Source organism: Lysobacter sp. Root494, from assembly GCF_001427225.1.
GTDB lineage: Bacteria > Pseudomonadota > Gammaproteobacteria > Xanthomonadales > Xanthomonadaceae > Agrilutibacter.
The window spans coordinates 110,000-130,390 of the sequence record NZ_LMFH01000001.1; the positions used below are offsets into that span (position 1 = coordinate 110,000).

General features: G+C 67.2%; 14 protein-coding genes. 5 read left to right on the plus strand and 9 right to left on the minus strand.

What is annotated here, in order from left to right; genetic code table 11:
* Positions 1 to 19 precede the first annotated feature (19 nt).
* The 5 genes from zapE to ASD14_RS00445 all read right to left on the minus strand — a co-directional run bounded on the left by zapE (position 20) and on the right by ASD14_RS00445 (position 4,342).
* Positions 20 to 1,111, minus strand: coding sequence for a cell division protein ZapE (gene zapE, locus ASD14_RS00425; protein WP_056128717.1), 1,092 nt, complete (start codon positions 1,109 to 1,111; stop codon positions 20 to 22).
* A gap of 56 nt (positions 1,112 to 1,167) precedes the next feature.
* Positions 1,168 to 1,851, minus strand: a complete 684-nt coding sequence (locus ASD14_RS00430) for an alpha/beta family hydrolase (RefSeq protein WP_082538697.1) — start codon at positions 1,849 to 1,851, stop codon at positions 1,168 to 1,170.
* Positions 1,852 to 1,994: 143 nt separating this feature from the next.
* Complete coding sequence (locus tag ASD14_RS00435) at positions 1,995 to 2,510, minus strand: c-type cytochrome (RefSeq protein WP_056127369.1); 516 nt, start codon at positions 2,508 to 2,510, stop codon at positions 1,995 to 1,997.
* A gap of 145 nt (positions 2,511 to 2,655) precedes the next feature.
* Positions 2,656 to 3,552, minus strand: coding sequence for a hypothetical protein (locus tag ASD14_RS00440; protein WP_056127371.1), 897 nt, complete (start codon positions 3,550 to 3,552; stop codon positions 2,656 to 2,658).
* A gap of 67 nt (positions 3,553 to 3,619) precedes the next feature.
* Positions 3,620 to 4,342, minus strand: coding sequence for a glutamine amidotransferase (locus ASD14_RS00445; protein WP_082538633.1), 723 nt, complete (start codon positions 4,340 to 4,342; stop codon positions 3,620 to 3,622).
* Between the two features lie 94 nt (positions 4,343 to 4,436).
* Here ASD14_RS00445 and glyQ point away from each other — a divergent pair, with 94 nt between their 5' ends.
* The 4 genes from glyQ (at position 4,437) to ASD14_RS00465 (ending at position 13,675) form a co-directional block, all read left to right on the plus strand.
* Positions 4,437 to 5,375 carry a glycine--tRNA ligase subunit alpha gene (gene glyQ / locus ASD14_RS00450; protein WP_056127377.1) on the plus strand — a complete coding sequence of 313 codons (939 nt, stop codon included), beginning with the start codon at positions 4,437 to 4,439 and terminating at the stop codon, positions 5,373 to 5,375.
* Complete coding sequence (gene glyS / locus ASD14_RS00455) at positions 5,375 to 7,570, plus strand: glycine--tRNA ligase subunit beta (RefSeq protein WP_056127380.1); 2,196 nt, start codon at positions 5,375 to 5,377, stop codon at positions 7,568 to 7,570. Before glyQ ends, glyS begins: the two co-directional genes overlap by 1 nt.
* A gap of 218 nt (positions 7,571 to 7,788) precedes the next feature.
* Positions 7,789 to 9,726: an autotransporter assembly complex family protein gene (locus tag ASD14_RS00460; protein ID WP_235565266.1), complete on the plus strand. Its 1,938-nt coding sequence runs from the start codon at positions 7,789 to 7,791 to the stop codon at positions 9,724 to 9,726.
* A gap of 7 nt (positions 9,727 to 9,733) precedes the next feature.
* Entirely contained in the window at positions 9,734 to 13,675 is a 3,942-nt protein-coding gene (locus tag ASD14_RS00465; RefSeq protein ID WP_235565267.1) for a translocation/assembly module TamB domain-containing protein, read from the plus strand.
* Between the two features lie 64 nt (positions 13,676 to 13,739).
* Here ASD14_RS00465 and ASD14_RS00470 read toward each other — a convergent pair whose 3' ends face one another.
* From ASD14_RS00470 to ASD14_RS00485, 4 genes are all read right to left on the minus strand, one after another.
* Positions 13,740 to 14,702 carry a ribokinase gene (locus tag ASD14_RS00470; RefSeq protein WP_056128728.1) on the minus strand — a complete coding sequence of 321 codons (963 nt, stop codon included), beginning with the start codon at positions 14,700 to 14,702 and terminating at the stop codon, positions 13,740 to 13,742.
* A gap of 62 nt (positions 14,703 to 14,764) precedes the next feature.
* Positions 14,765 to 16,045, minus strand: a complete 1,281-nt coding sequence (locus ASD14_RS00475) for a sialidase family protein (RefSeq protein ID WP_056127381.1) — start codon at positions 16,043 to 16,045, stop codon at positions 14,765 to 14,767.
* 216 nt (positions 16,046 to 16,261) lie between these two features.
* Positions 16,262 to 18,151, minus strand: a complete 1,890-nt coding sequence (gene mnmG, locus ASD14_RS00480) for a tRNA uridine-5-carboxymethylaminomethyl(34) synthesis enzyme MnmG (RefSeq protein WP_056127384.1) — start codon at positions 18,149 to 18,151, stop codon at positions 16,262 to 16,264.
* A 539-nt stretch (positions 18,152 to 18,690) separates the two neighbouring features.
* The gene (locus ASD14_RS00485; protein ID WP_056127386.1) at positions 18,691 to 19,227 is read right to left on the minus strand and encodes a hypothetical protein; all 537 of its coding nucleotides are present in this window, start codon (positions 19,225 to 19,227) and stop codon (positions 18,691 to 18,693) included.
* Between the two features lie 174 nt (positions 19,228 to 19,401).
* Between ASD14_RS00485 and ASD14_RS00490 the strand changes: the two genes are divergently transcribed.
* The gene (locus ASD14_RS00490) at positions 19,402 to 20,373 is read left to right on the plus strand and encodes a pyridoxal-phosphate dependent enzyme (protein WP_056128729.1); all 972 of its coding nucleotides are present in this window, start codon (positions 19,402 to 19,404) and stop codon (positions 20,371 to 20,373) included.
* The last annotated feature ends 18 nt before the right edge of the window (positions 20,374 to 20,391 follow it).

Sequence of the window (20,391 nt, forward strand, 5' to 3'; positions counted from 1 at the left end):
CGCTGCCGCCTGCGCGGCATCAGCTCCGGTGTTCGAGCGCCAGGTATTCGGCTGACTGCATTTCGATCAGGCGCGAGGCAGTGCGCTCGAAGGCATGGTTGAGCCTGGTACCGGCGTACAGCATCGTCGGCGATGCTGCAGCGGTGCAGATGAAGTTGACGTGGCGGTCGTACAGTTCGTCGATGAGGTGCACGAAGCGGCGCGCCGGATCGTTGTTGGTGTCGTCGAACTGCGGGATGCCGCCGAGCAGGATGGTGTGGTGCTCGGTCGCGATCTCGATGTAGTCGCTGGCCGCGCGCGGGCCTTCGCAGAGCGCCGCGAAGTCGAACCAGGCGTGGCCTTCGGCAGCGGCGCGGACCGGAATCTCGCGGCCATCGATCACCATCTGCCCGGCTTCGCCCATGCACGGATCGCAGGGCAGGCCGGCGGTGAGTTCGCGCCAGCGCGTCGCCAGCCAGTCGTCCGATTGCGCATCGAGCGGCGTGCGATACACCGGCGATCTGGTCAGCGCGCGCAGGCGGTAATCGTTGGGGCTGTCGAGCAGCAGCTCGACGGTGTGCTGCTGCAGTTGCGCGATCGCGGGAAGGAAGCGCTCGCGTTGCAGGCCATGCGCATACAGGTTCGCCGGCGCGGTATTGGAACTCGTCACCAGCGCAACGCCTTCCGCGAACAGGCGCTCGAGCAGGCGCCCCAGCAACATCGCGTCGCCGATGTCGTTGACGAAGAACTCGTCGAGCACCAGCACGCGCAGGTTGCGCCGCCATTCGCTCGCGATCTTCGCCAGCGGATCGCTCTCGCCGGCATGCGCGCGCAAGGCCGCGTGCACTTCGCGCATGAAGCGGTGGAAATGGGTGCGGCGTTTCTCGGTGATCGGAAGCCCGTCGAAGAACAGGTCGATCAGGAAGGTCTTGCCACGGCCCACGCCGCCCCACAGATACAGGCCGCGCGGGGCTTCGGCCTTCTTGCCGAACAGCGAATCGAGCAGCCCGCGCCTGACCGGCTGCGTGAGCGCCACATGCAGGCGATCGAGTTCGCGCAGCGCGGCATGCTGCGCCGGATCATCGTTCCACTCGCCGCGCGCGGCGCCTTCGGCATAGCGCTGCGATGGCAGCGGTGCGGTCTCATCCGCGACAGGCGTCGACGCGAGCTGCTTCGATTGCGGTTGCTTCAATCGGCCACCGGGTTCGGAAGATACGGCCGGATGCCGGCCTTGATCGCGCCACGCAGGTCCATCAGGCGGCGATGGAAGAAGTGGCTGGTGTCGGGGATGCGCACGAGTTCCGCCGGTTGCGACAGCTGCGGCCGGACCGAATCGAACCAGTCGTAGACTGCCTGCGGCTCGACGACTTCGTCGGCGTCGCCCTGCACGATCAGCCACGGGCAATCCGGCAGCGAAATCGTGCTGAAGTCCCAGCTGCGCCCCGCGGCGGGCGGCGCGATCGAAATCAGCATGCCGGGTTTGAGTTCGGCCGCGCACTTGATGGTCACGTAGGAACCGAAACTGAAACCGGCCAGCCACAGCTGCGCATCCGGGCGCTGCTCGCGTACCCAGCGCGCGACGAAGCGGAGGTCGTCGGATTCGCCCTGGCCATTGTCGAAGTGGCCGTGCGAGGTGCCGGTGCCGCGGAAGTTGAATCGCACCGTCGCAATCCCCGACTCGCGCAACGCACGCGCGGCCATGGTCACGACCTTGTTGTGCATCGTGCCGCCTTCGGTGGGCAGCGGATGGCAGACGATGGCGACGACGGGCTGCGGCGCGCCTTCGGGCAGGTCGATCGCGGTTTCGAGTGCGCCGACCGGGCCAGGCAGGCTCAGCGCCGTGGATTCGCTGGGGAACGTGGGGGCGCTCATGCGCAGATGATAAAGGCCCCGCGTGGACGACAGCGAAAAGCAGATCCGTTCTGACGGCGCGCGCCTGCGCGACAGGAGTGCACGCAGCACAAGAACGACAACGCCGCCCGAAGGCGGCGTTGCAGATCGCCGAACGACAGCAATTACTTCAGGTTTGAAACCATCCAGTCCACCGTGGCCTTGACCTGTTCCTCGGTCAGGGCCGGGTTGCCGCCCTTCGCGGGCATCACACCGGCGCTGCCGGTGAAGCCTTCGATCGCGTGCTTGTACAGCGTGTCCTTGCCCTGCGCGATGCGCGCGCCCCAGTGGGCCTGATCGAGGGTCGGGGCACCGCCCGCGCCGGAGGTGTGGCAGCCGGTGCAGAGCTGGCCAAAGATCACCGAGCCGTCGGTGGTGCCGCCATAGGCGACCTGCGAAGCGGCCTGCGCAGCGGCGGCGGCCTTCGCGGCTGCCTGCGCGGCGGCACCAGTGCTGCCGGCGTAGACCGCGCCGGCGGGCGCGATGCGCGCCTGCGTCTTCTTGGCGGCGATCGGGTTGACCTCTGGCGGCAGCTGCAGGTGCACGTAATAGGCACCGGCCATGAGGCCCAGCGTGACCAGCATGAGGAAGCCGATCACCAGGGAGAATTTCTTGAGGAATTCGAGATCGTAATTGCGCACGAGGGACTGTTCCTGAGGCTTGTTCCCGGAGCCGCGGAGGGCCGTGCCCGCCGGGTCAAAGAGCGCGAATTATTCCAGAAGCGCGGGGCTGGCGCGAGTTTTCCGGTGCGCCGGGCGTCCCGGTCCGGACAATCACGGGTGGAATTCAGGCCTCGAAGCCGGCCGCCGTCGCCGGCGGCTCCCCGGCGATGTCGCGCCACAGGTGGTACATGACGCCGAACATCACCACGTACAGCACCAGCACGAACACCATGTAGAGCGGCAGGAACACCACCACGGCCAGCACCGGATGCAGCAGGCCCAGGATCCCCGCGACCAGCACCAGCACCAGGCCCGCCGCCATCATCAGCGCGAAGGCGACCGCCGCCATAACCAGCAGCGGCAGCAGGTTGCGCGCCGCGCCGGCGAGGCCATCGGCGAGTGCCCCGCCCAGGCCGCGATCGCGCAATGCAACCTGGCCGAAGCCGACCGCGAACACCGCCGCGACGAACAACGCGAACAACCCGCCCAGGCTGAAGAGGCCACCGAGGCCTTCCGGTGGAGGCGGCAGTTGCGCCGGCTTGTCCGGAGTAGCGTGCTGCAACAGCTGGGCCACGCTCACGTACCAGTCCTGCAGGTTCTCAAGCGCATGTCCGAACAGCGCAAACAGCAGCGACAGCGCGCCCAGCTGCACCAGCAGCATGATGAAACTGAAGCCGATCAGCCGCTGCGCATCGTGCGCGTTGCGGAACGGCGCGAGCACGTCGGCGGCGTGCGCGGGCTCGCCGCGTTCGCTGCGGTCGATGACGCGCAGGTAGCCGCCCATCAGCGGCCCCAGCAGCACGACGGCCAGCACGGTGGTGAGCGCCGCGATAAGCGTCGCGCCGCCCACACCCGGCTTCAGCACCGAATGCGCGAACGCCTGCAGGAAGCCCGGGATCAGCGCGGCCACCATGATCAGGGTCGCGCCGCCAAAGATCGCGCGCGGGTTGTGGCGCCCGGAATTGAAGCCGCGTTTCAGCCAGGCGAGGCCGGCGAGCGGGCCGTTGGCGCGAGTGGTCATTACGGATGCATCTCCAGCAAAAAAGGCGTAGCCGCAAGATGCGGCCGCACACAGGGAATTCCAGCGATCAGCGCGGCAGCCCGCGCGCGTGGCGAACGAAGCGGCGCAGTACCAGCCGTGCATGCGGGGTCGCGCTCACGCTGCGCGCCAGCTGCCTGTGGCAGCGGCCTTCTCGGGCGAGCGCTTCCTCGCGGGCGCGCACGTAGCCGCGCATGTGCGTGGCGGAAAATTCGGGATGGAACTGGACGCCCCAGGCGCGATCGCCCCAACGGAACGCGTGGCAGGCATCGTGCACCGACTTCGCCAGCACCGTCGCGCCTTCCGGCGCGCGCAGCACGCTCTGCAGGTGCGTGGCCTGCGCGGGAAACTGCGCGGGCAGGCCGGAAAACAGCGGATCGTTCTCCGCCTGCGGGTGCAGCTCCAGCTGCACGGTGCCCATCTCGCGTCCGGCCGGGTGGTAATCGACTTCGCCACCCAGCGCATGCGCGATCAGCTGGTGGCCGTAGCAGATGCCGAACAGCGGCATGCCTTCGTGCGCGGCGTCGCGCAGCCATTGCGCGGAACGCTCGCTCCACTCGTGGCGGTCGGTGACCATCGCGCCCGAACCGGTGACGATCGTACCGGCGAAGCCTTCGCGCGAAGGCAGCGACTCGCCGGCTTCGACGTTCACTACGACGGCTTCGTCGGCCTGCAGTCCGGCGGCGACGCGGATCCAGTGCGGAAAGCCGCGATGGCGGCGCATGGAGGCGACCGGCTGGCCGGTTTCTAGAATCAGGAAAGGAGCATTCACGGGCGTTGAAAGGGCTTGGAAAACGGCGGAAAACCAGTGGCGGCAAGCCTCGCGGCTATACTACCGCGCTTTGCCCCGCGGCCTTTCCGAACCCATGTCACAAGCCAGCGCGCCGCCTTCCCCGATCACGTTCCAACAGCTGATCCAGCGCCTCAACGCGTACTGGGCCGAACGCGGCTGCGTGCTGATCCAGCCGCTGGACCTCGAAGTCGGCGCCGGCACCTTTCATCCCGCGACCTTCCTGCGCGCGCTGGGCCCGGAGCCGTGGAATGCGGCTTACGTGCAACCCTGCCGTCGTCCCACCGATGGCCGTTACGGCGAGAACCCGAACCGCCTGCAGCGCTACTACCAGTACCAGGTGGTGATGAAGCCCTCGCCCGACAACATCGTCGAGCTCTACTTCGATTCGCTGAAGGCACTCGGCGTCGATCCGCTGGTGCACGACCTGCGCCTGGTCGAGGACAACTGGGAATCGCCGACGCTCGGCGCCTGGGGCCTGGGCTGGGAAGTGTGGTTGAACGGCATGGAAGTCACCCAGTTCACCTATTTCCAGCAGGCCGGCGGCATCGAGTGCCGGCCGGTGCTCGGCGAGATCACCTACGGCCTCGAGCGCCTGTGCATGTATCTGCAGAATGTCGACAACGTGTACGACCTGATCTGGACGCACGGCCCCGACGGTACGCCGGTCACTTATGGCGACGTGTACCACCAGAACGAAGTCGAGCAGTCGGCGTACAACTTCGAGCACGCGAATGTCGAGGAACTCTTCCATCGCTTCGACGCCTGTGAGGCCGAAGCGCAGAAGCTGATCGAACTCGGCCTGCCGCTGCCCGCCTACGACCAGGTCTGCAAGGCCTCGCACTGCTTCAACCTGCTCGACGCGCGCCGCGCGATCTCGGTGACCGAGCGCCAGCGTTACATCCTGCGCGTGAGAAAGATCGCGCAGGGCGTGGCCGAGGCGTATTACGCGCAGCGGGAGAAGCTCGGATTCCCCGTGCTCAACAAGCAGAAGAACACGCAGGAGGTCGCGTGATGTCCATGCAGCCTCTGCTGATCGAACTCGGCACCGAAGAACTCCCGGTCAAGGCCCTGTCGGGCCTCGCGCAGGCCTTCTTCGACGGCGTGCTCGATGGTTTGCACAAGCGCGGCATCGCCTTCGATCGTGGCGATGCCAGGCCGCTGTACACGCCGCGGCGCCTTGCGGTGCGCCTGCCGGGTGTCGCGACGGAGCAGCCCGAACAGACCTCGGAAGTGCTCGGTCCGTACCTCAACATCGCGCTCGATGCGAACGGCGAACCGACGAAAGCGCTGCAGGGTTTCGCGGCGAAGGCCGGCGTCGAATGGACCCAGCTTGCGAAGACCAGCGACAACAAGGGCGAACGCTTCGTTCATCGTTCGGTGAAGCCGGGCGCGCGCACCGCGGCGCTGCTGCCGGAGATCATCAACGAAGCCATCGCCGCGATGCCGATCCCCAAGCCGATGCGCTGGGGTGACCACGACTACGGCTTCGCGCGGCCCGTGCACTGGCTGGTGCTGTTGCTGGGCAAGGACATCGTCGACGGTGAAGTGCTCGGCGTGCGTGCCGATCGCATGAGCCGCGGCCATCGCTTCATGTTCGACAAGCCGGTGTGGATCAACGACGCGGGCGAATACGTCGAGTCGCTGCGCGGCGCGAAGGTGCTGGTTGATCCCGACGAGCGCCGCGCCCGCATCGTGCACGAGGTTGAAACCGCCGCGCAGGCATCCGGTGGCACCGCGCGCATCGACGCCGGCATCCTCGAGGAAGTGAACGGCCTCACCGAGTGGCCCAGCGCGGTCGCCTGCAGCTTCGATCGCGACTTCCTCGCGGTGCCGCAGGAAGCGCTGATCGCGACGATGGAAGCCAACCAGAAGTTCTTCCCGGTGCTCGATGCCGGCGGCAAGCTGAGCGAACGCTTCATCGGCATCGCCAACATCGAGTCGAAGAACGACGCCGAAGTGCGAAAGGGCTACGAGCGCGTGATCCGCCCGCGCTTCGCCGACGCGCAGTTTTTCTTTACCGAGGACATGAAGCAGGGCCTCGCCTCGATGGCCGAAGGCCTGAAGACGGTGACCTACCAGGCGAAGCTCGGCACCGTCGCCGACAAGGTCGCGCGCGTTGCGGTATTGGCCGAAGCGATCGCGCCGCAGGTCGGCGTCGATCCCGCGCTGGCACGCAAGGCCGCGGAGCTGTCGAAGGCCGACCTGCAGTCACGGCTGGTCAACGAATTCCCCGAGTTGCAGGGCGTCGCCGGGCGCTACTACGCCGCAGTGGAAAACCAACTGCTGGAAGTCGCCAACGCGATCGACGAGGCGTACATGCCGCGCTTCGCCGGTGATGCGATCGCGCCGTCGAAGCTGGGGCAGGTGCTGGCGATTGCGGAGCGGCTGGACACGCTGGCCGGTGGTTTTGCTGCTGGGCTGAAGCCAACCGGCAATAAGGATCCATTTGCGTTGCGCCGAAATGCACTGGGTCTGGCACGCACCATCATGGATGGCGGCGTGGACATTTCGCTCGCTTATTTTCTGTACATGGCTGTCGAACTCGTCGATAACGCAGTAAACAATGTGCGAGATCAAAGGGTCGAGGCCATCGCAGAGCGAGCACGAGCGAACGGACTTTCGGTCCTGATCCCGAGCGAAGCCGAAAGGCTGGAGATTGGTGAAGCTACACGCAAGAACGTGCTTGTTAAGCGGGCCTTTGAGATCTTTTCGTTTATCAGCGATCGGTTGATTTCTTACTACGAGGGCTTGGGTGTTGATCAAAGGCAGCTGTTTGCTGTGTTTGAAGTTGGGCCTCATTCACTGGTAGACGTTACTCAGCGCCTCAAAGCCATCAGTGAGTTCGCCAAACTCCCCGAAGCCGAGGCCCTCGCCGCCGCCAACAAGCGCATCCGCAACATCCTGAAGAAGGTTGAAGGCGAGCTGCCGACCGCCATCGATCCGTCGCGCTACACCGAAGCGGCCGAACGCGACCTCGGCGACGCCGTCGACGCCGCCTGCAACGACACCGACGCATTGCTGCAGAACCGCGACTACGTCGCCGTGCTCGGCCGCCTCGCCCGCCTGCGTCCGCAGGTCGACGCCTTCTTCGACAAGGTGATGGTCAACGTCGACGACATGGCCGTGCGCAACAACCGCCTGGCCCTGCTGAAGCGCCTCAGCGATCGCCTCGGCAGCGTCGCGGCGATCGAGCATCTGTCGATCTGATTGCAGGTTTGTTCGGCTGCGGGCATCGAGTTTTTTCTTGATGCTGCACCAGCTCCGCTCGTCATCTCGGCTTTCGCCGGGATGACGAATTCGTAGCCGATGGATGCGCACAGGCGGCGGATACCACGTGGATGGCAAAATTCTCACGTCCCCCGCGCGCACCAACCTCCCCACATTTCGTTAATCCCCTTTTGACCAACGCCCGGTATCCTCGACCGATGCGCGGCTTCCCCCGACCGATCGCCCTTCGACTGCCCGCCATCGGCCTGCATCTCCTGCTGGCATGCGGTCTTCTCTTCGCCGCAGGCGCACAAGCCGCCACGGTCACCGCCGTCGACGTGCGCGGACTCGACGAAACGATGGCGCTCAACGTGCGCGTTTCGCTGTCGCTGGTGGACGCGATCGGCAAGGACCTCTCGGGCCGCCGCCTCGCCTATCTCCTGCGCGAAGCGGAGAACGAAACCCGCGAGGCGCTCGAGCCCTTCGGTTACTACTCGCCGAAGATCGTCGTCGAGCGCACCCGCGATGGCGTGACCACGGTCGTGGGCGAATCCGCTTCGGGCACGACGCCCGCGCCCACCGCGCCGGCGAATGCCGAAGTGCCGACCGCCAACAGCGAAGCCACGCCGCCCGGCGAACGCCGCGCGAACACCTCGCCGGTCACCGTCACGATCACGGTGGACCTCGGCGAGCCGGTCACCGTGCGGCGTTCCAACCTCGCCATCGAAGGCGAGGGCGGCAACGACAAGTACCTGCGCCAGGACCTCGGCGAATTCGTGCCGCAGACCGGCGACGTTTTCGACCACGCGCTGTACGAAGCGAGCAAGGCGCGTATCACGCGGCGGCTGGCCGAACGTGGCTACTTCGATGCGGATTTCGCCAGCCGCCAGGTCGCGGTGACGCGCGCGGAGCATGCGGCGGACATCGACCTGGTGTGGAACAGCGGCGACCGCTACGACATGGGGCCGATCACGATCACGCAGATGCCCAAGCACATCATCCGCGACAGCCTGATCGAGAAGCTCATCTACTGGGAAGAAGGCAGCTACTACCACCAGGGCAAGCTCGATCGCTTCCGCGAATCGCTGGCCCGGCTGGATTACTTTGCCGGCATCGACATCGAGCCGCGACCGGAAGATGCCGTCGAGGGCGAGGTGCCGGTGACGGTCACGCTGACTCCGGCCAAGCGCAGCATCTACACCGCGGGTCTCAGTTACGGCACCGACAGCGGCGCCGGTGTGCGCCTCGGCCTGGAGCGTCGCTACATCAACGATCGCGGCCACAAGCTGCTGTCGCAGATCGACTGGGCGCAGAAGCGCAAGACCGCGACGGTGCAGTACCGCATCCCCGCGTTCGCGTGGCTCGATGGCTGGTACACGGTGAGCGCGCAGTTCTACGACGAGCAGAGCGATTACCTCGACACACGCAAGATGGAGCTCGTCGGCAGCCGCAGCGGCCAGGTCAACGACCGCCTCAATGCGGTGGCGTCTGTGCATGCCCTGCGCGAACGCTGGATCTTCGCCGATCTCGAGAACGGTGGCGAAGTCACACCGGTCTACAACTACGCCACCTTTTTCTATCCGTCGCTGCGCGGCGAATACATCGATGCCGATAACCGCGTGTTCCCGCGCGATGCGATCGGCATCACCGCCGAATTGCGCGGTGGCGTGGCCGGACTGGGTTCCGACGCGAGCTTCCTGCAGGCGTGGGGCGTGGGCCGCTGGTACCAGGGCATGGGCGAACGCGATCGCCTGATCGTGCGCGGCGAAGCCGGTTACACCTTCACCAACGGCCTCGTCGACATGCCGCCGAGCCTGCGCTTCTACGCGGGCGGCGACCGCAGCATCCGTGGCTACGGCTATCGCGAAGTCGGGCCGCTGCTGGAAACGGAAAGTGGCAAGAAGTACGCGCTCGGCGCGAAGAACGTGCTGACCGGATCGGTCGAGTACGAGCATTACTTCAACGACAGCTGGGGCGCGGCGGCGTTCGTCGATACCGGCGATGCATTCGATGACCGGCCCGACTTCCACACAGGTGTCGGTGTCGGCGTGCGTTGGCGTTCGCCGGTTGGGCCGGTGCGCATCGACATCGCGCATGGACTCAACGATCCCGATTCGCAGTTCGAGATCTACCTCAACATCGGCGCGGACCTGTAGGAGACAGATGGCGAAGTGGCGCACCCCGGCGAAGCAGGCGATGACGCAGGAAGAGCGCGACGCCCACGAAGCGCGCATCGCCGAACTGCGCGCGAAGCGGCGCGCGCGCCTGCGCTGGCTCGCGATCCGCAGCAGCATCGTCGCGGGCGTGGTGACGCTAGGTGTCGCCGCGCTGCTGTACTGGCTGCTCACCACCATCGGCGGCCGCGACGTGCTGCTCGCGCAGATCAGGCAACGCCTGCCCGCCGAAGCGGAGCTCACGTGGGAAAGCGCCGAAGGGCCCGCCTCCGGGCCGCTGGTGCTGCACGGCCTGCGCTTCACCTACGTGTTGGCGGACAAGCACGGCAACCGGGACCCAAAACATCCGCGCCTGCTCGAATTCACCGCGAAGCGCGCGATGCTCGATCCGGCACTGCGTCCGCTGTTCGGCCGCCGCCTGCGCCTGGATACCTTGCAGCTGGAAGGCGCGACGCTGGAGATTCCCGAGAGCGACGAGCCTTTCGAATTGCCACGCTGGCCCGAGTCGCTGCCGGCGATCAACCCGCCGCTTGCCTTGCAGGCCGATGACGTACGCATCGATGGTTTGCGCGTCACCCAGAACCGCGCGCCGATGATCGACGTGCGCCGGCTGCGCGCCGGGCTCGATGCGAGCGCTGGTGAACTGCACGTCGAGAAGCTCGACGCCGACACCGATCGCGGTCACGTCGTCGCGCACGGCGATTACGTGCCGCGCGACGACTACCGCATGGACCTGGTTGCCACCGCGGTACTGCCCGCGCAGGCCGGCACGACGCCGCCCAGGCTCGGCCTCGTCGCGCACGGCGATCTGTCGCGCATGGATGTCGGCATCGGCGGGCGCGCGCCCGCGCCGGTGCGCGCGATGCTGACGCTGCGCGGCAAGGAACAGCCACGCTGGAACCTCCGCGCGCAATCGGACGCGCTGGACATCGCGCTGCTGACACAAGGCACGCCATCGGACGCGCCGTTCGCACTGCGCTTCGATGCCGACGGCGTTGTTGGTGAGATGAACCTGCGCGGCGAATTCGCGCAGCGCGGCGCGACCGAGCCCGGCCTCGCCGTCACCGTATTGCCGTCGAAGCTGCGTGTCGCGGACCAGGTCCTCGAAGCCAAGCCGCTTGCGCTGCGTGTCTTCGATGGCACCGCGACATTGCACGGCCGCGCTGACTTCAACGATCCGGAAAACGCGACGCTGCGCTTCGCCGTCAACGCGCGGGGACTGAAATGGGGTGGCGCGAAGACCACGCCGAAGACGCCCGCGCAGGCCGCCAACGACACGCCCGCGATCGGCGCCGACGCGGACCTCGGCATCGCCGGCACGTTGCAGGACTGGACCGCGATCGGCCGCGCCACGCTCACGCGCGAAGGCGAGCGGGCGCAGCTGCAGTTCGACGGCCGCGGCAATGATTCGCACATGGCATTGAAGACGCTGCACGTCGCGATGCCCGCCGGTGCGCTCGATGCCACCGGCGACGTGGTTTGGAAACCCGCGCTGGGCTGGAAGCTCGATGCCGCGCTCGACGGCTTCGATCCGGGCTACTTCGCGCCGGACTGGAAGGGATCGCTCCGCGGCCGCCTCAGTACGCAGGGCGAAACGCGCACCGACGGCGGGCTCGACATCGCGGTGAATGCGCCACAACTCACTGGTCGTTTGCGCGGCCGTCCGTTGCAGGGCCGCGGCAACTTCGTGATGCGCGGTGCGGCGCCGGCCGGCGGGCAGGATTCGTACGCGGGCGATGTCGCGCTCATGCTCGGCGGCAGCCGCATCGAGGCGAAGGGCGAGGTGACGAACACGCTCGACATCGATGCGAAGTTCGAGCCGCTGCAGTTGAACGATCTGTTGCCGGAGGGCGCGGGCACCGTGCGCGGCACGGTGAAGCTCACCGGCGCACGCACCGCGCCGAACATCGACGCCGATCTCACCGGCAGCGGCGTGAGCTATGCCGGCTACAGCGCGCAGGGTTTCAGCGTGCAGGGGCGCTTGCCGTGGCGCGGCGGCAGCGGCGCGCTCGCGATCCGCGCCAACGGCGTCGACGCCGGCACCGCTATCGAAACGCTCACGCTGGATGCGCGTGGGGCGGTCGAAAACCTGCAGCTGCAGGGTGAAGCGCGCGGCGAAATCGGCACGCTGGCGCTGAGTGGGAATGCCAGCAAGCGCGGCAGCACCTGGCAGGGCGCGCTCGCATCGCTGCAGCTCGCACCGGTGAAGGGCACGCAGTGGCAGCTGCGCCAGCCCGCGCAATTCCGTTGGGATGGACGTAGCGGTGCGCTGTCGAATGCATGCCTCGCCTCCAGCGGCGGTGGTTCGCTGTGCGCGAACGCCGACTGGCCGCGGCGCGGCCTCGACGTGCGCGGTGAAGCCTTGCCGCTCACGCTGCTGCTTCCTTATCTGCCCGAACGCAGCGACCGCCGTCCGTGGATCCTGCGCGGCGACGTCAACATCGACGCGCAGCTGCGTCCGGTCGGCAATGCATGGCGCGGCACTGCGCACCTCACGTCGGCGAGCGGCGGCATGAAGAACAGCCCGCGCTCGCGCACCGAGTTCGTGCGCTACGCCGGCCTCGATCTGCGCGCGACCTTCGATCCGCAGCGCCTCACCGCCGAACTGCACACCACGCTCAATGACGACGGCCGCGTCGATGCGCGCATCGCCACCGGCTGGGATGCGTACGCGCCGCTGGCGGGCGAGATCGGCATCGACACCGACGAACTCACCTGGATGGAGCTGTTCTCGCCGGACATCGTCGAGCCCAAGGGCCGCCTCGAAGGCCGCGTGAGCCTGTCCGGCACGCGCGCGCAGCCGTTGCTCGGCGGCAATGCACATCTCAGCGCGTTCACTACCGAACTGCCTTCGCTCGCGATCCTGCTCCAGGACGGCGACGTGCGCCTCGACGCGCTGCCCGACGGCACCGCGCGCATTGCCGGGCGTGTCCGCTCGGGCGAGGGCACGTTGAACATCGACGGTTCACTTGGCTGGCGCGGCGACGACACACCGCTGGTGTTGAGCCTCAAGGGCGACAACGTGCTGCTGTCGGACACGCGCGACCTCCACGCCGTCGCCAATCCCGACGTGCAGGTGCGCTACGCCGCGAAGCAGCCGCTGCAGGTGACCGGCACCGTAACCGTGCCTTCCGGGCGCATCGATCTGGAACGCCTGGATGAAGGCGTGTCGGCGTCGCCGGATGTCGTCGTGCTCGATCCGGTCAACCCGGAAGAGACCGCCGATTCGCCGCTCGACATGGACCTGACGATCGCACTCGGCGATGACGTGAAACTCACCGGCTTCGGCCTCGATGGCTCGCTCAGCGGGCGGCTGCGCGCGCGCGCGCGGCCCGGACGCGAGATGACCGCGAGCGGCCGCCTCGATGTCGATGGCCGCTACACCGCGTACGGGCAGAAACTGCAGATCACCCGTGGCGAACTGGTGTGGTCGAACAGTCCGATCGCCGACCCCATCCTCAACATCCGCGCCGAGCGCGAAGTCGGCGAAGTCACCGCGGGCATCGACGTCACCGGCCGCGCCGCGTCACCGGAAGCGAAGGTGTGGAGCAATCCCGCCTCGTCGCAATCCGAAGCGCTGTCGTATCTCGCGCTGGGACGCCCGCTGTCGAGTGCGAGCGGCGACGAAAGCAAACAACTCAACGCCGCGAGCGCCGCGCTGTCCGCCGGCGGCAGCCTGCTCGCCTCGCAGCTCGGCGCGGCGATCGGCCTCGACGATGCCGGCGTGATGGAAAGCCGCGCACTCGGCGGCAGCGTGTTCGGCGTCGGCAAGTACCTGTCGCCGCGCCTGTATGTCGGTTACGGCGTGTCTCTGCTCGGCACCGGCCAGGTGCTCACGCTGAAGTACCTGCTGCGCAAGGGCTTCGACGTCGAAATCGAATCGAGCACCATTGAGAACCGTGCTTCGGTGAACTGGCGTAAGGAGAAGTAGCCCCGGTAGCGCGCAATGTGCGCACGTCATTGCTGCGGGGGACCACGTTGTGCACGCAGCCGCGTCAGGGCTGGTCGCTGGGAACCCACCCGCAGTAGGCGCCAAGTTCATCGCGGGAAACCGTCATCGCGCTGTTGCCTGCCGCGGCCAGCGCCTCGACTTCGCTGCGGGCGGGCACGCTGGCCTGTGCGCCCAGTCGCGTGCATGCGAGCGCGGAAGCCGCGCACGCGCGGCGCACGGCTTCTTCCTCTGGCATGCGCGATGCGAGGCCAGCAGCCAGGGTTCCGCAGAACGTATCGCCTGCTCCGGTGGTGTCGATTGCATCCACGACGAAACCGGGTTGCAGCAAGGCATGTCCGCCGATCCGTGCGTAACAGCCGCGGGCCCCGAGTGTCACCACGACGCCGGCCACGCGGAGCCGCGCGACGCGTTCCACGATCGTTCCCGAGCTGCCGGTCATCGCCGCGAGTTCGCCTTCGTTGACGATCAGCAGGTCAACGGCGTCGAGCAAGGCTGGTGGCAGTGGCGCACGCGGTGCGGGTGCCGTGTTGAGCACGACCCTCACGCCCGACGCATGCGCCTGTTTCGCCCAGGCCCCGACGCTGGCGAGCGGACTCTCCAGCTGCAACAGCAGCACGTCCACGCCGGTCAGGTCGGGCAGGTGTTCCGCCCGCAGTTCCGCGTTCGCACCCGGGACGACGGTGATCGCGTTCTCCGCGTCGTCGCCGACGCAGATGAACGCTGTCCCGGTAGGCGCGTGTGTGCGCTGGATATGGAGCTCGACACCCGCATCGCGAAGCGAAGCTTCAAGTGGCAGGGCCTGCGCGTCGTCGCCGAGTGCGAGCAGCATGCGCGTGGCCGCGCCGCCCGCGCGTGCGCATGCGACGGCCTGGTTTGCCCCCTTGCCGCCCGGGAACATGGCGAAGCCGTGGCCCAGTACCGTCTCACCCGGTGCGGGCACGTGAGGCGCGCGCACGACGAAGTCGAGGTTGGCCGAGCCAGCCACGAGTACGCGTCCCTTCGTCATTGCCTGCATTCCCCGTGCGCGGATGGTCGTATCACAAGCATAGCCAGTGACCGGAAGAGCCGTCAGCGCGCGATCGTTGCCGCGACCAGCTTCGGCTTGCCGTCCACGATGTCGGTCCATACGACATGCGCGATGCCGTTGTTCACCGCCAGCTTGGGAAAGCCGGTGCCGCGGCCGCGTCCCTGCAGGCGCGCAACTTCGATGCGCTGCAGTTCGCGCGAGAGGTCAGGTGCGTAGCGGGCGAGCTGCACGGACTGGCCCTGCGCGTCTTCGCGCAGCCACAGCGCCCAGGCGGCGTCCGTGTCGAATGCGACGTCGACACGGCCCTGCACGGCTTCGCCCTGGTCGAGGGTGACCGGCGCGGCGAAGTTGTCACCGGCGTCGTTCGAGCGGGCGAGCTTCAGCGCCTGCGTGTCGTTCGCGGCGGTATACCAGCCGACCAGCACGTCGTTGCCGCGCGCCGATGCCGACGGGCCGTTGACCGGGCAGGCGGGCATCTTCCAGTGGTCGTCGTGGACCGCGTGCGACGCCGTCCACGTGCCGTTCTCCAGGCGCGTGACCGCGATGTCGCGGATCTCCTCCGGCGTGCGGTCGCGATACACGAGCAGCGGCCCGCGCGAAGTCATCGCAACATCGGTCTGGCAGCAGTCGCAGGTCATCGCGTCGAGGCGCGATTCGTCGCGGCGTTGCAGTTGCGGATCGAACATCGCGGTGCGCAGTGTCATTGCCCCCGATGCGTGCGCGTCGTGACCGTGATGCCCGGTGTGTTCCTCACCGGCGGATTCGCGGCCATCCAGCCAGGCGATGCCGAGCGTGTCGCGCGATGCCGGCCATAGCGAGACGAAGCCGTGTTCGGCGGCCTTGCCGTCGTCATTGACGCGAACCGGCTTCGACCAGGTCGCGCCGCCGTCGGCCGAATGCACCAGCACCACGTCGTAGGCGTAGGTCGAAGCCGCGGACTTCTGCAGCCAGTGCGCCCACAACGCACCGTCTTCGGTGACGGCGACATGCGGAATGTCGGCCCAGTTGACGAACCAGTCGTCGCCTTGCGCAATCGTCCGCGGTGCCGACCAACGGCCGTTGCCGAAGATGGCGAACCTCAACGCATGTGCATCGCCCTGCGGTTCGACCCAGGACAGCAGCAAGCTACCATCCGGTGCGGTGATGAGATCGGGTTGCGCGGCGGCTGCATTCGTCGGCAATGACCACGGTTGCATGGTGAACGGTTGCGACTCGTTCGAAGGGATGGCCGCAGCGGTAGGTTGCGTGGGCGTCGCGGTTTCGCGCTGGCATGCAGCCAGCAGCAATGCGGTGGTGAGGGCAATGGCGAGATTCGATTTCATCCGCGCAGCGTAACTCCATGGGAGCGCGACGCGCTTTTTTCTTCTCTCTTCGGCCCCATAGGCATGCAGGAAAAGATGGCCGAAGCGCCGGATGAGGGATGACGAAGCGATGAGCACTCGAGCTCACGCGACTTCCTTCGCGGCGAGCCTTCACCACTCTCACCTGCGCTCACCCCAACTCCTCACAACCCTGCGGGCGCCAGGGCTTTGAAGCTCCTACGCGACTTGGCTGCGCCGCTGCCGCGTAAGGTGCACCAGCAGCAGCGAAATCGCCGCGGGCGTCATCCCGGGAATCCGCTGCGCCTGCCCCACCGTCTGCGGCTGCACGCGCTGCAGCTTCTGCGTGACTTCGGCCGACAATCCGCGCACCGCGACATAGTCGAAGCCGGCGGGAATCGCGGTGCTTTCGTGGCGCTGCTGGCGTTCGATTTCCTCGCGCTGGCGGTCGAGGTAACCCGAGTACTTCACGCCGATCTCGACCTGCTCGGCGACGGCAGGGTCGTCCACGGCGGGGCCGAGCGAGGCGACTTCGACGAGCCTTGCGTAATCGAGTTCCGGACGCTTGAGCAGGTCGCGTGCGCTGGTCTCGCGGGTGATCTCGATGCCGAGCGTCGAATGGATCTCGCGACCGAGCGCGTTGTTCGGTGCGGCCCATACGGCGGCGAGGCGTGCGTTCTCGCGCTCGATCGCTTCGCGCTTGGCATCGAAGACGGTCCAGCGCGCATCATCGACGAGGCCGAGTTCGCGACCGACAGGGGTCAGACGCAGGTCAGCGTTGTCTTCGCGCAGCTGCAGGCGGTACTCGGCGCGCGAGGTGAACATGCGGTACGGCTCGGAGGTGCCGTGCGTGATCAGGTCGTCGACCAGCACGCCGATGTAGGCCTCGTCGCGGCGCGGACTCCAGCCTTCGCGCTGTTGCGTATGGCGCGCGGCGTTGACGCCGGCGAGCAGGCCTTGTGCGGCGGCTTCCTCGTAACCCGTCGTGCCGTTGATCTGGCCGGCGAAGAACAGGCCTCCGATCGCCTTGGTTTCCAGCGTCGACTTCAGGCCGCGCGGATCGAAGAAGTCGTACTCGATCGCGTAGCCGGCGCGGGTGATGTGCGCGTGCTCGAAGCCGCGGATCGAACGCACCAGCTCAAGCTGCACGTCGAACGGCAGCGAAGTGGAAATGCCGTTGGGATAGATCTCGGCGACATCGAGGCCTTCGGGTTCGACGAAGATCTGGTGCGAGGCCTTCTCGGCGAAGCGCACCACCTTGTCCTCGATCGAGGGGCAGTAGCGCGGGCCGATGCCTTCGATCTGACCGGTGTAGAGCGGCGAGCGGTCGAGCGCGCCGCGGATGATCTCGTGGGTGCGCTCGCTGGTGTGGGTGATCCAGCACGAGACCTGGCGCGGGTGGTCGTCGCGCGAGCCGAGGAAGGACATTACCGGGCGCGGGTCGTCGCCGGGTTGTTCCTCCATCACCGAGTAATCGAGGGTGCGGCCGTCGATACGCGGCGGCGTGCCGGTCTTGAGGCGGTCGACCACGAACGGGCCTTCACGCAGCCTCAAAGCGAGCGCGACCGCGGGCGGATCGCCGGCGCGGCCGGCGGCGTACGTGGTCTGGCCGACATGGACCTTGCCGGCGAGGAAGGTGCCGGCGGTAAGCACCACCGCGGGCGCTTCGAAGGCCAGGCCGTTCTGGGTGACCACACCGGTCACTTTTCCGCCTTCGAAGACAATGTCGTCGACGGCGGACTGGAACAGGGTCAGGTTCGGCTGGCTCTCCACCGCGCGACGGATAAAGGCGCGATAGAGCGAGCGGTCGGCCTGGCAGCGCGTGGCGCGCACGGCCGGGCCCTTGCTGGCGTTGAGCCGGCGCCACTGGATGCCGGCCGCATCGGCCGCGCGGGCCATGATCCCGCCGAGCGCGTCGATCTCCTTCACCAGGTGGCCCTTGCCGATGCCGCCGATGGCCGGGTTGCAGCTCATCGCGCCCACGGTCTCCACCGAATGCGTGAGCAGGAGCGTGCGCGCACCCGCCCGCGCCGAAGCCAGGGCGGCCTCGGTGCCGGCGTGGCCGCCGCCGACCACGATCACGTCGTATTGGTAGAAGGAATGGGGCACGTGGGATTCCCGGAAGAGGGTGGAATTTTACGTGAGCGATCAGACGCTTGCCCGTGCGGTTACGGACTTGCGAAAAGTTGGCACGCATCCTGCTTCATATCCCTGCACCTCAGCGGGGCAGGCGCTAGACGCCGGCTGGATTTGGAACAGGGGCTGGCCGAGCGCTCGCGGGGGAAGCACAGGGGTCGAATGTCGGGGGACGTTCGACCCCTTTTTTATGCCCGGACGCCGGCAATGCGACTGCCGTCACGCAACGGTTCGGCCGAGCCGCGAAATCGGGGCTCGGAGACCGGGACGGGGAGGAGGACTTCGGGTGCGCGGCGCGGAGAAGAAAGGGAGCCGGCGTCCAACGAAGGCGGAACAGGGGGGATCCGTGATTCTTCGTAGGACGCCGACATCGGCGCTTGCGACCTTTCAACTGGGCCTGCCGCGTCTAAATGCGACGCAACCGGTCAGTGGTTGCAGCTTGCCGTCACTGGACGGACAGCGCAAGCGCTTTGGCGGGGATGTTCTGTGACGAACTGCCCCGCTGCATCACTTCAGGGTTCCTGCGTGTCGCCCGAGTTGCGGCGGCGGGTTTCCTGCGCGCGCCGGATTACCTGACCCATGCTGGAACCTTCGCCGCGGCTCTCGCGGCGCGGCGCCTGGCGCACCTGCGGTTGCGATGGGACGGCGTCGCGGGCCACTTCGTCACGGCGACGGCGATTGAGGTCGCGCCACGGCGGCGGCCGGTCGTTGTCGCGATCATGGCCGGGCGGAGGATTCGGCTGCGGAGTTCCGGTCACCGGCGGCTTCGGCTTCGGGTGCCGGTAGTAGGGGTTGTAGTAATACGGATGCCGCCCGTAGTACGGGTTGTAATAGGGCGAGCCGTAATAGTTGTAGTAGCGATACCGCTCGCCGTACGGGTAATAGCCATACCCATAAGGGTAGTAGCCCCCGCCGGGGTAGCCGTAGTCGTGGTACCGGTACTCGACGCTGGGCTGTCCGTAGTAATAGCCATCGCGATAACCGTAGCCGGTGACACAGCCACCGAGCAGGCCCACGAGCAAGGCCGGAAGCAGAAGTTTGCGGATCATGGCGGAACCCCCCAGGGTGTGTACGCCAGCTTCGTGCCGACGCTTTGAACTCGCGCTTAATTCCGCCGGACCGCGTTGCTGATACTGACTTGTTCAGGACGGCGTGCACGCTAGCATCTGCCAATGAACACTGCGCCCGACCTGACCCCCGCCGATTCGCTGGCAGCCGCATCCATGCCTTCGGGCCTCCCGGGTTTCGAGGACATTCTCGCGGCCGCTGCACGCATCGCGCCGCACGTGCACCACACCCCGGTGCTGCACTCGCAGTCACTGGATGTGCTGGCCGGCTGCGAACTGCATTTCAAGGCCGAACACCTGCAGCGCATGGGTGCGTTCAAGTTCCGCGGCGCATGCAATGCGGTGTGGTCGTTGCCGGATGCGACGGCCGGGCGTGGCGTGGTCACGCATTCGTCGGGCAATCACGGTGCCGCACTGGCGCTCGCCGCGCGGACGCGCGGAATTCCCTGTCACGTCGTGGTGCCCGAGAACGCCGTGGCCGCGAAGGTTGCGGCAATCCGTGACTTTGGGGCGAGCCTGCACTACTGCGCGCCGACCATCGCCGCACGCGAATCCGCCTGCGCACGACTCCAGCGCGAAACGGGTGCCGAACTCGTGCATCCCTACACCGATCCGCGCGTGATCGCGGGCCAGGGCACGGCGGCGCTTGAGCTGCTGGGCAACGATGGCGGCTTCGATGTGCTGATCACGCCACTGGGCGGGGGCGGACTGCTGGGCGGCACGGCGATCACCGCGGCCGCGGTTTCGCCGAAGACGCGTGTGTTCGGCGCGGAGCCTGCAGGTGCAGCCGATGGTTTCCAGTCACTGCAGCGTGGTGAGCGCGTCAGCGAACTCGTCCCGGACACCATCTGCGATGGCCTGCGCGGACTGCTGGGCGCGCCGAACTTCGCGATCCTGCGCCAGCACAACGTCGAGGTATTGCTCGCGGACGATACGGCGACGCTGCAGGCGATGCGCCTGTTGTGGCAGCGCACGAAGCAACTGGTCGAACCGTCTTCGGCCGTCGCAGTGGCGGTCGTGCTCGCCCATCGCGAGCGGTTCGCGGGGCAGCGAGTCGGCATCGTGCTGTCCGGCGGCAATGTGGATATCGACATGCTTGCGTCGTTGTTCGCCGCAGGCGCCTCCTGACAGGGGAATCCCGGCGGC

Excerpts from the sequence above, each read along its gene's own strand:
- ASD14_RS00460 (WP_235565266.1), top strand. The coding sequence starts at position 7,789 with ATGCGCGGCTTCCCCCGACCGATCGCCCTTCGACTGCCCGCCATCGGC.
- ASD14_RS00470 (WP_056128728.1), bottom strand. The coding sequence starts at position 14,702 with ATGACGAAGGGACGCGTACTCGTGGCTGGCTCGGCCAACCTCGACTTC.
- ASD14_RS00430 (WP_082538697.1), bottom strand. The coding sequence starts at position 1,851 with ATGAGCGCCCCCACGTTCCCCAGCGAATCCACGGCGCTGAGCCTGCCT.
- ASD14_RS00485 (WP_056127386.1), bottom strand. The coding sequence starts at position 19,227 with ATGATCCGCAAACTTCTGCTTCCGGCCTTGCTCGTGGGCCTGCTCGGT.
- ASD14_RS00475 (WP_056127381.1), bottom strand. The coding sequence starts at position 16,045 with ATGAAATCGAATCTCGCCATTGCCCTCACCACCGCATTGCTGCTGGCT.
- glyS (WP_056127380.1), top strand. The coding sequence starts at position 5,375 with ATGTCCATGCAGCCTCTGCTGATCGAACTCGGCACCGAAGAACTCCCG.
- ASD14_RS00440 (WP_056127371.1), bottom strand. The coding sequence starts at position 3,552 with ATGACCACTCGCGCCAACGGCCCGCTCGCCGGCCTCGCCTGGCTGAAA.
- ASD14_RS00490 (WP_056128729.1), top strand. The coding sequence starts at position 19,402 with ATGCCTTCGGGCCTCCCGGGTTTCGAGGACATTCTCGCGGCCGCTGCA.
- glyQ (WP_056127377.1), top strand. The coding sequence starts at position 4,437 with ATGTCACAAGCCAGCGCGCCGCCTTCCCCGATCACGTTCCAACAGCTG.
- ASD14_RS00465 (WP_235565267.1), top strand. The coding sequence starts at position 9,734 with ATGGCGAAGTGGCGCACCCCGGCGAAGCAGGCGATGACGCAGGAAGAG.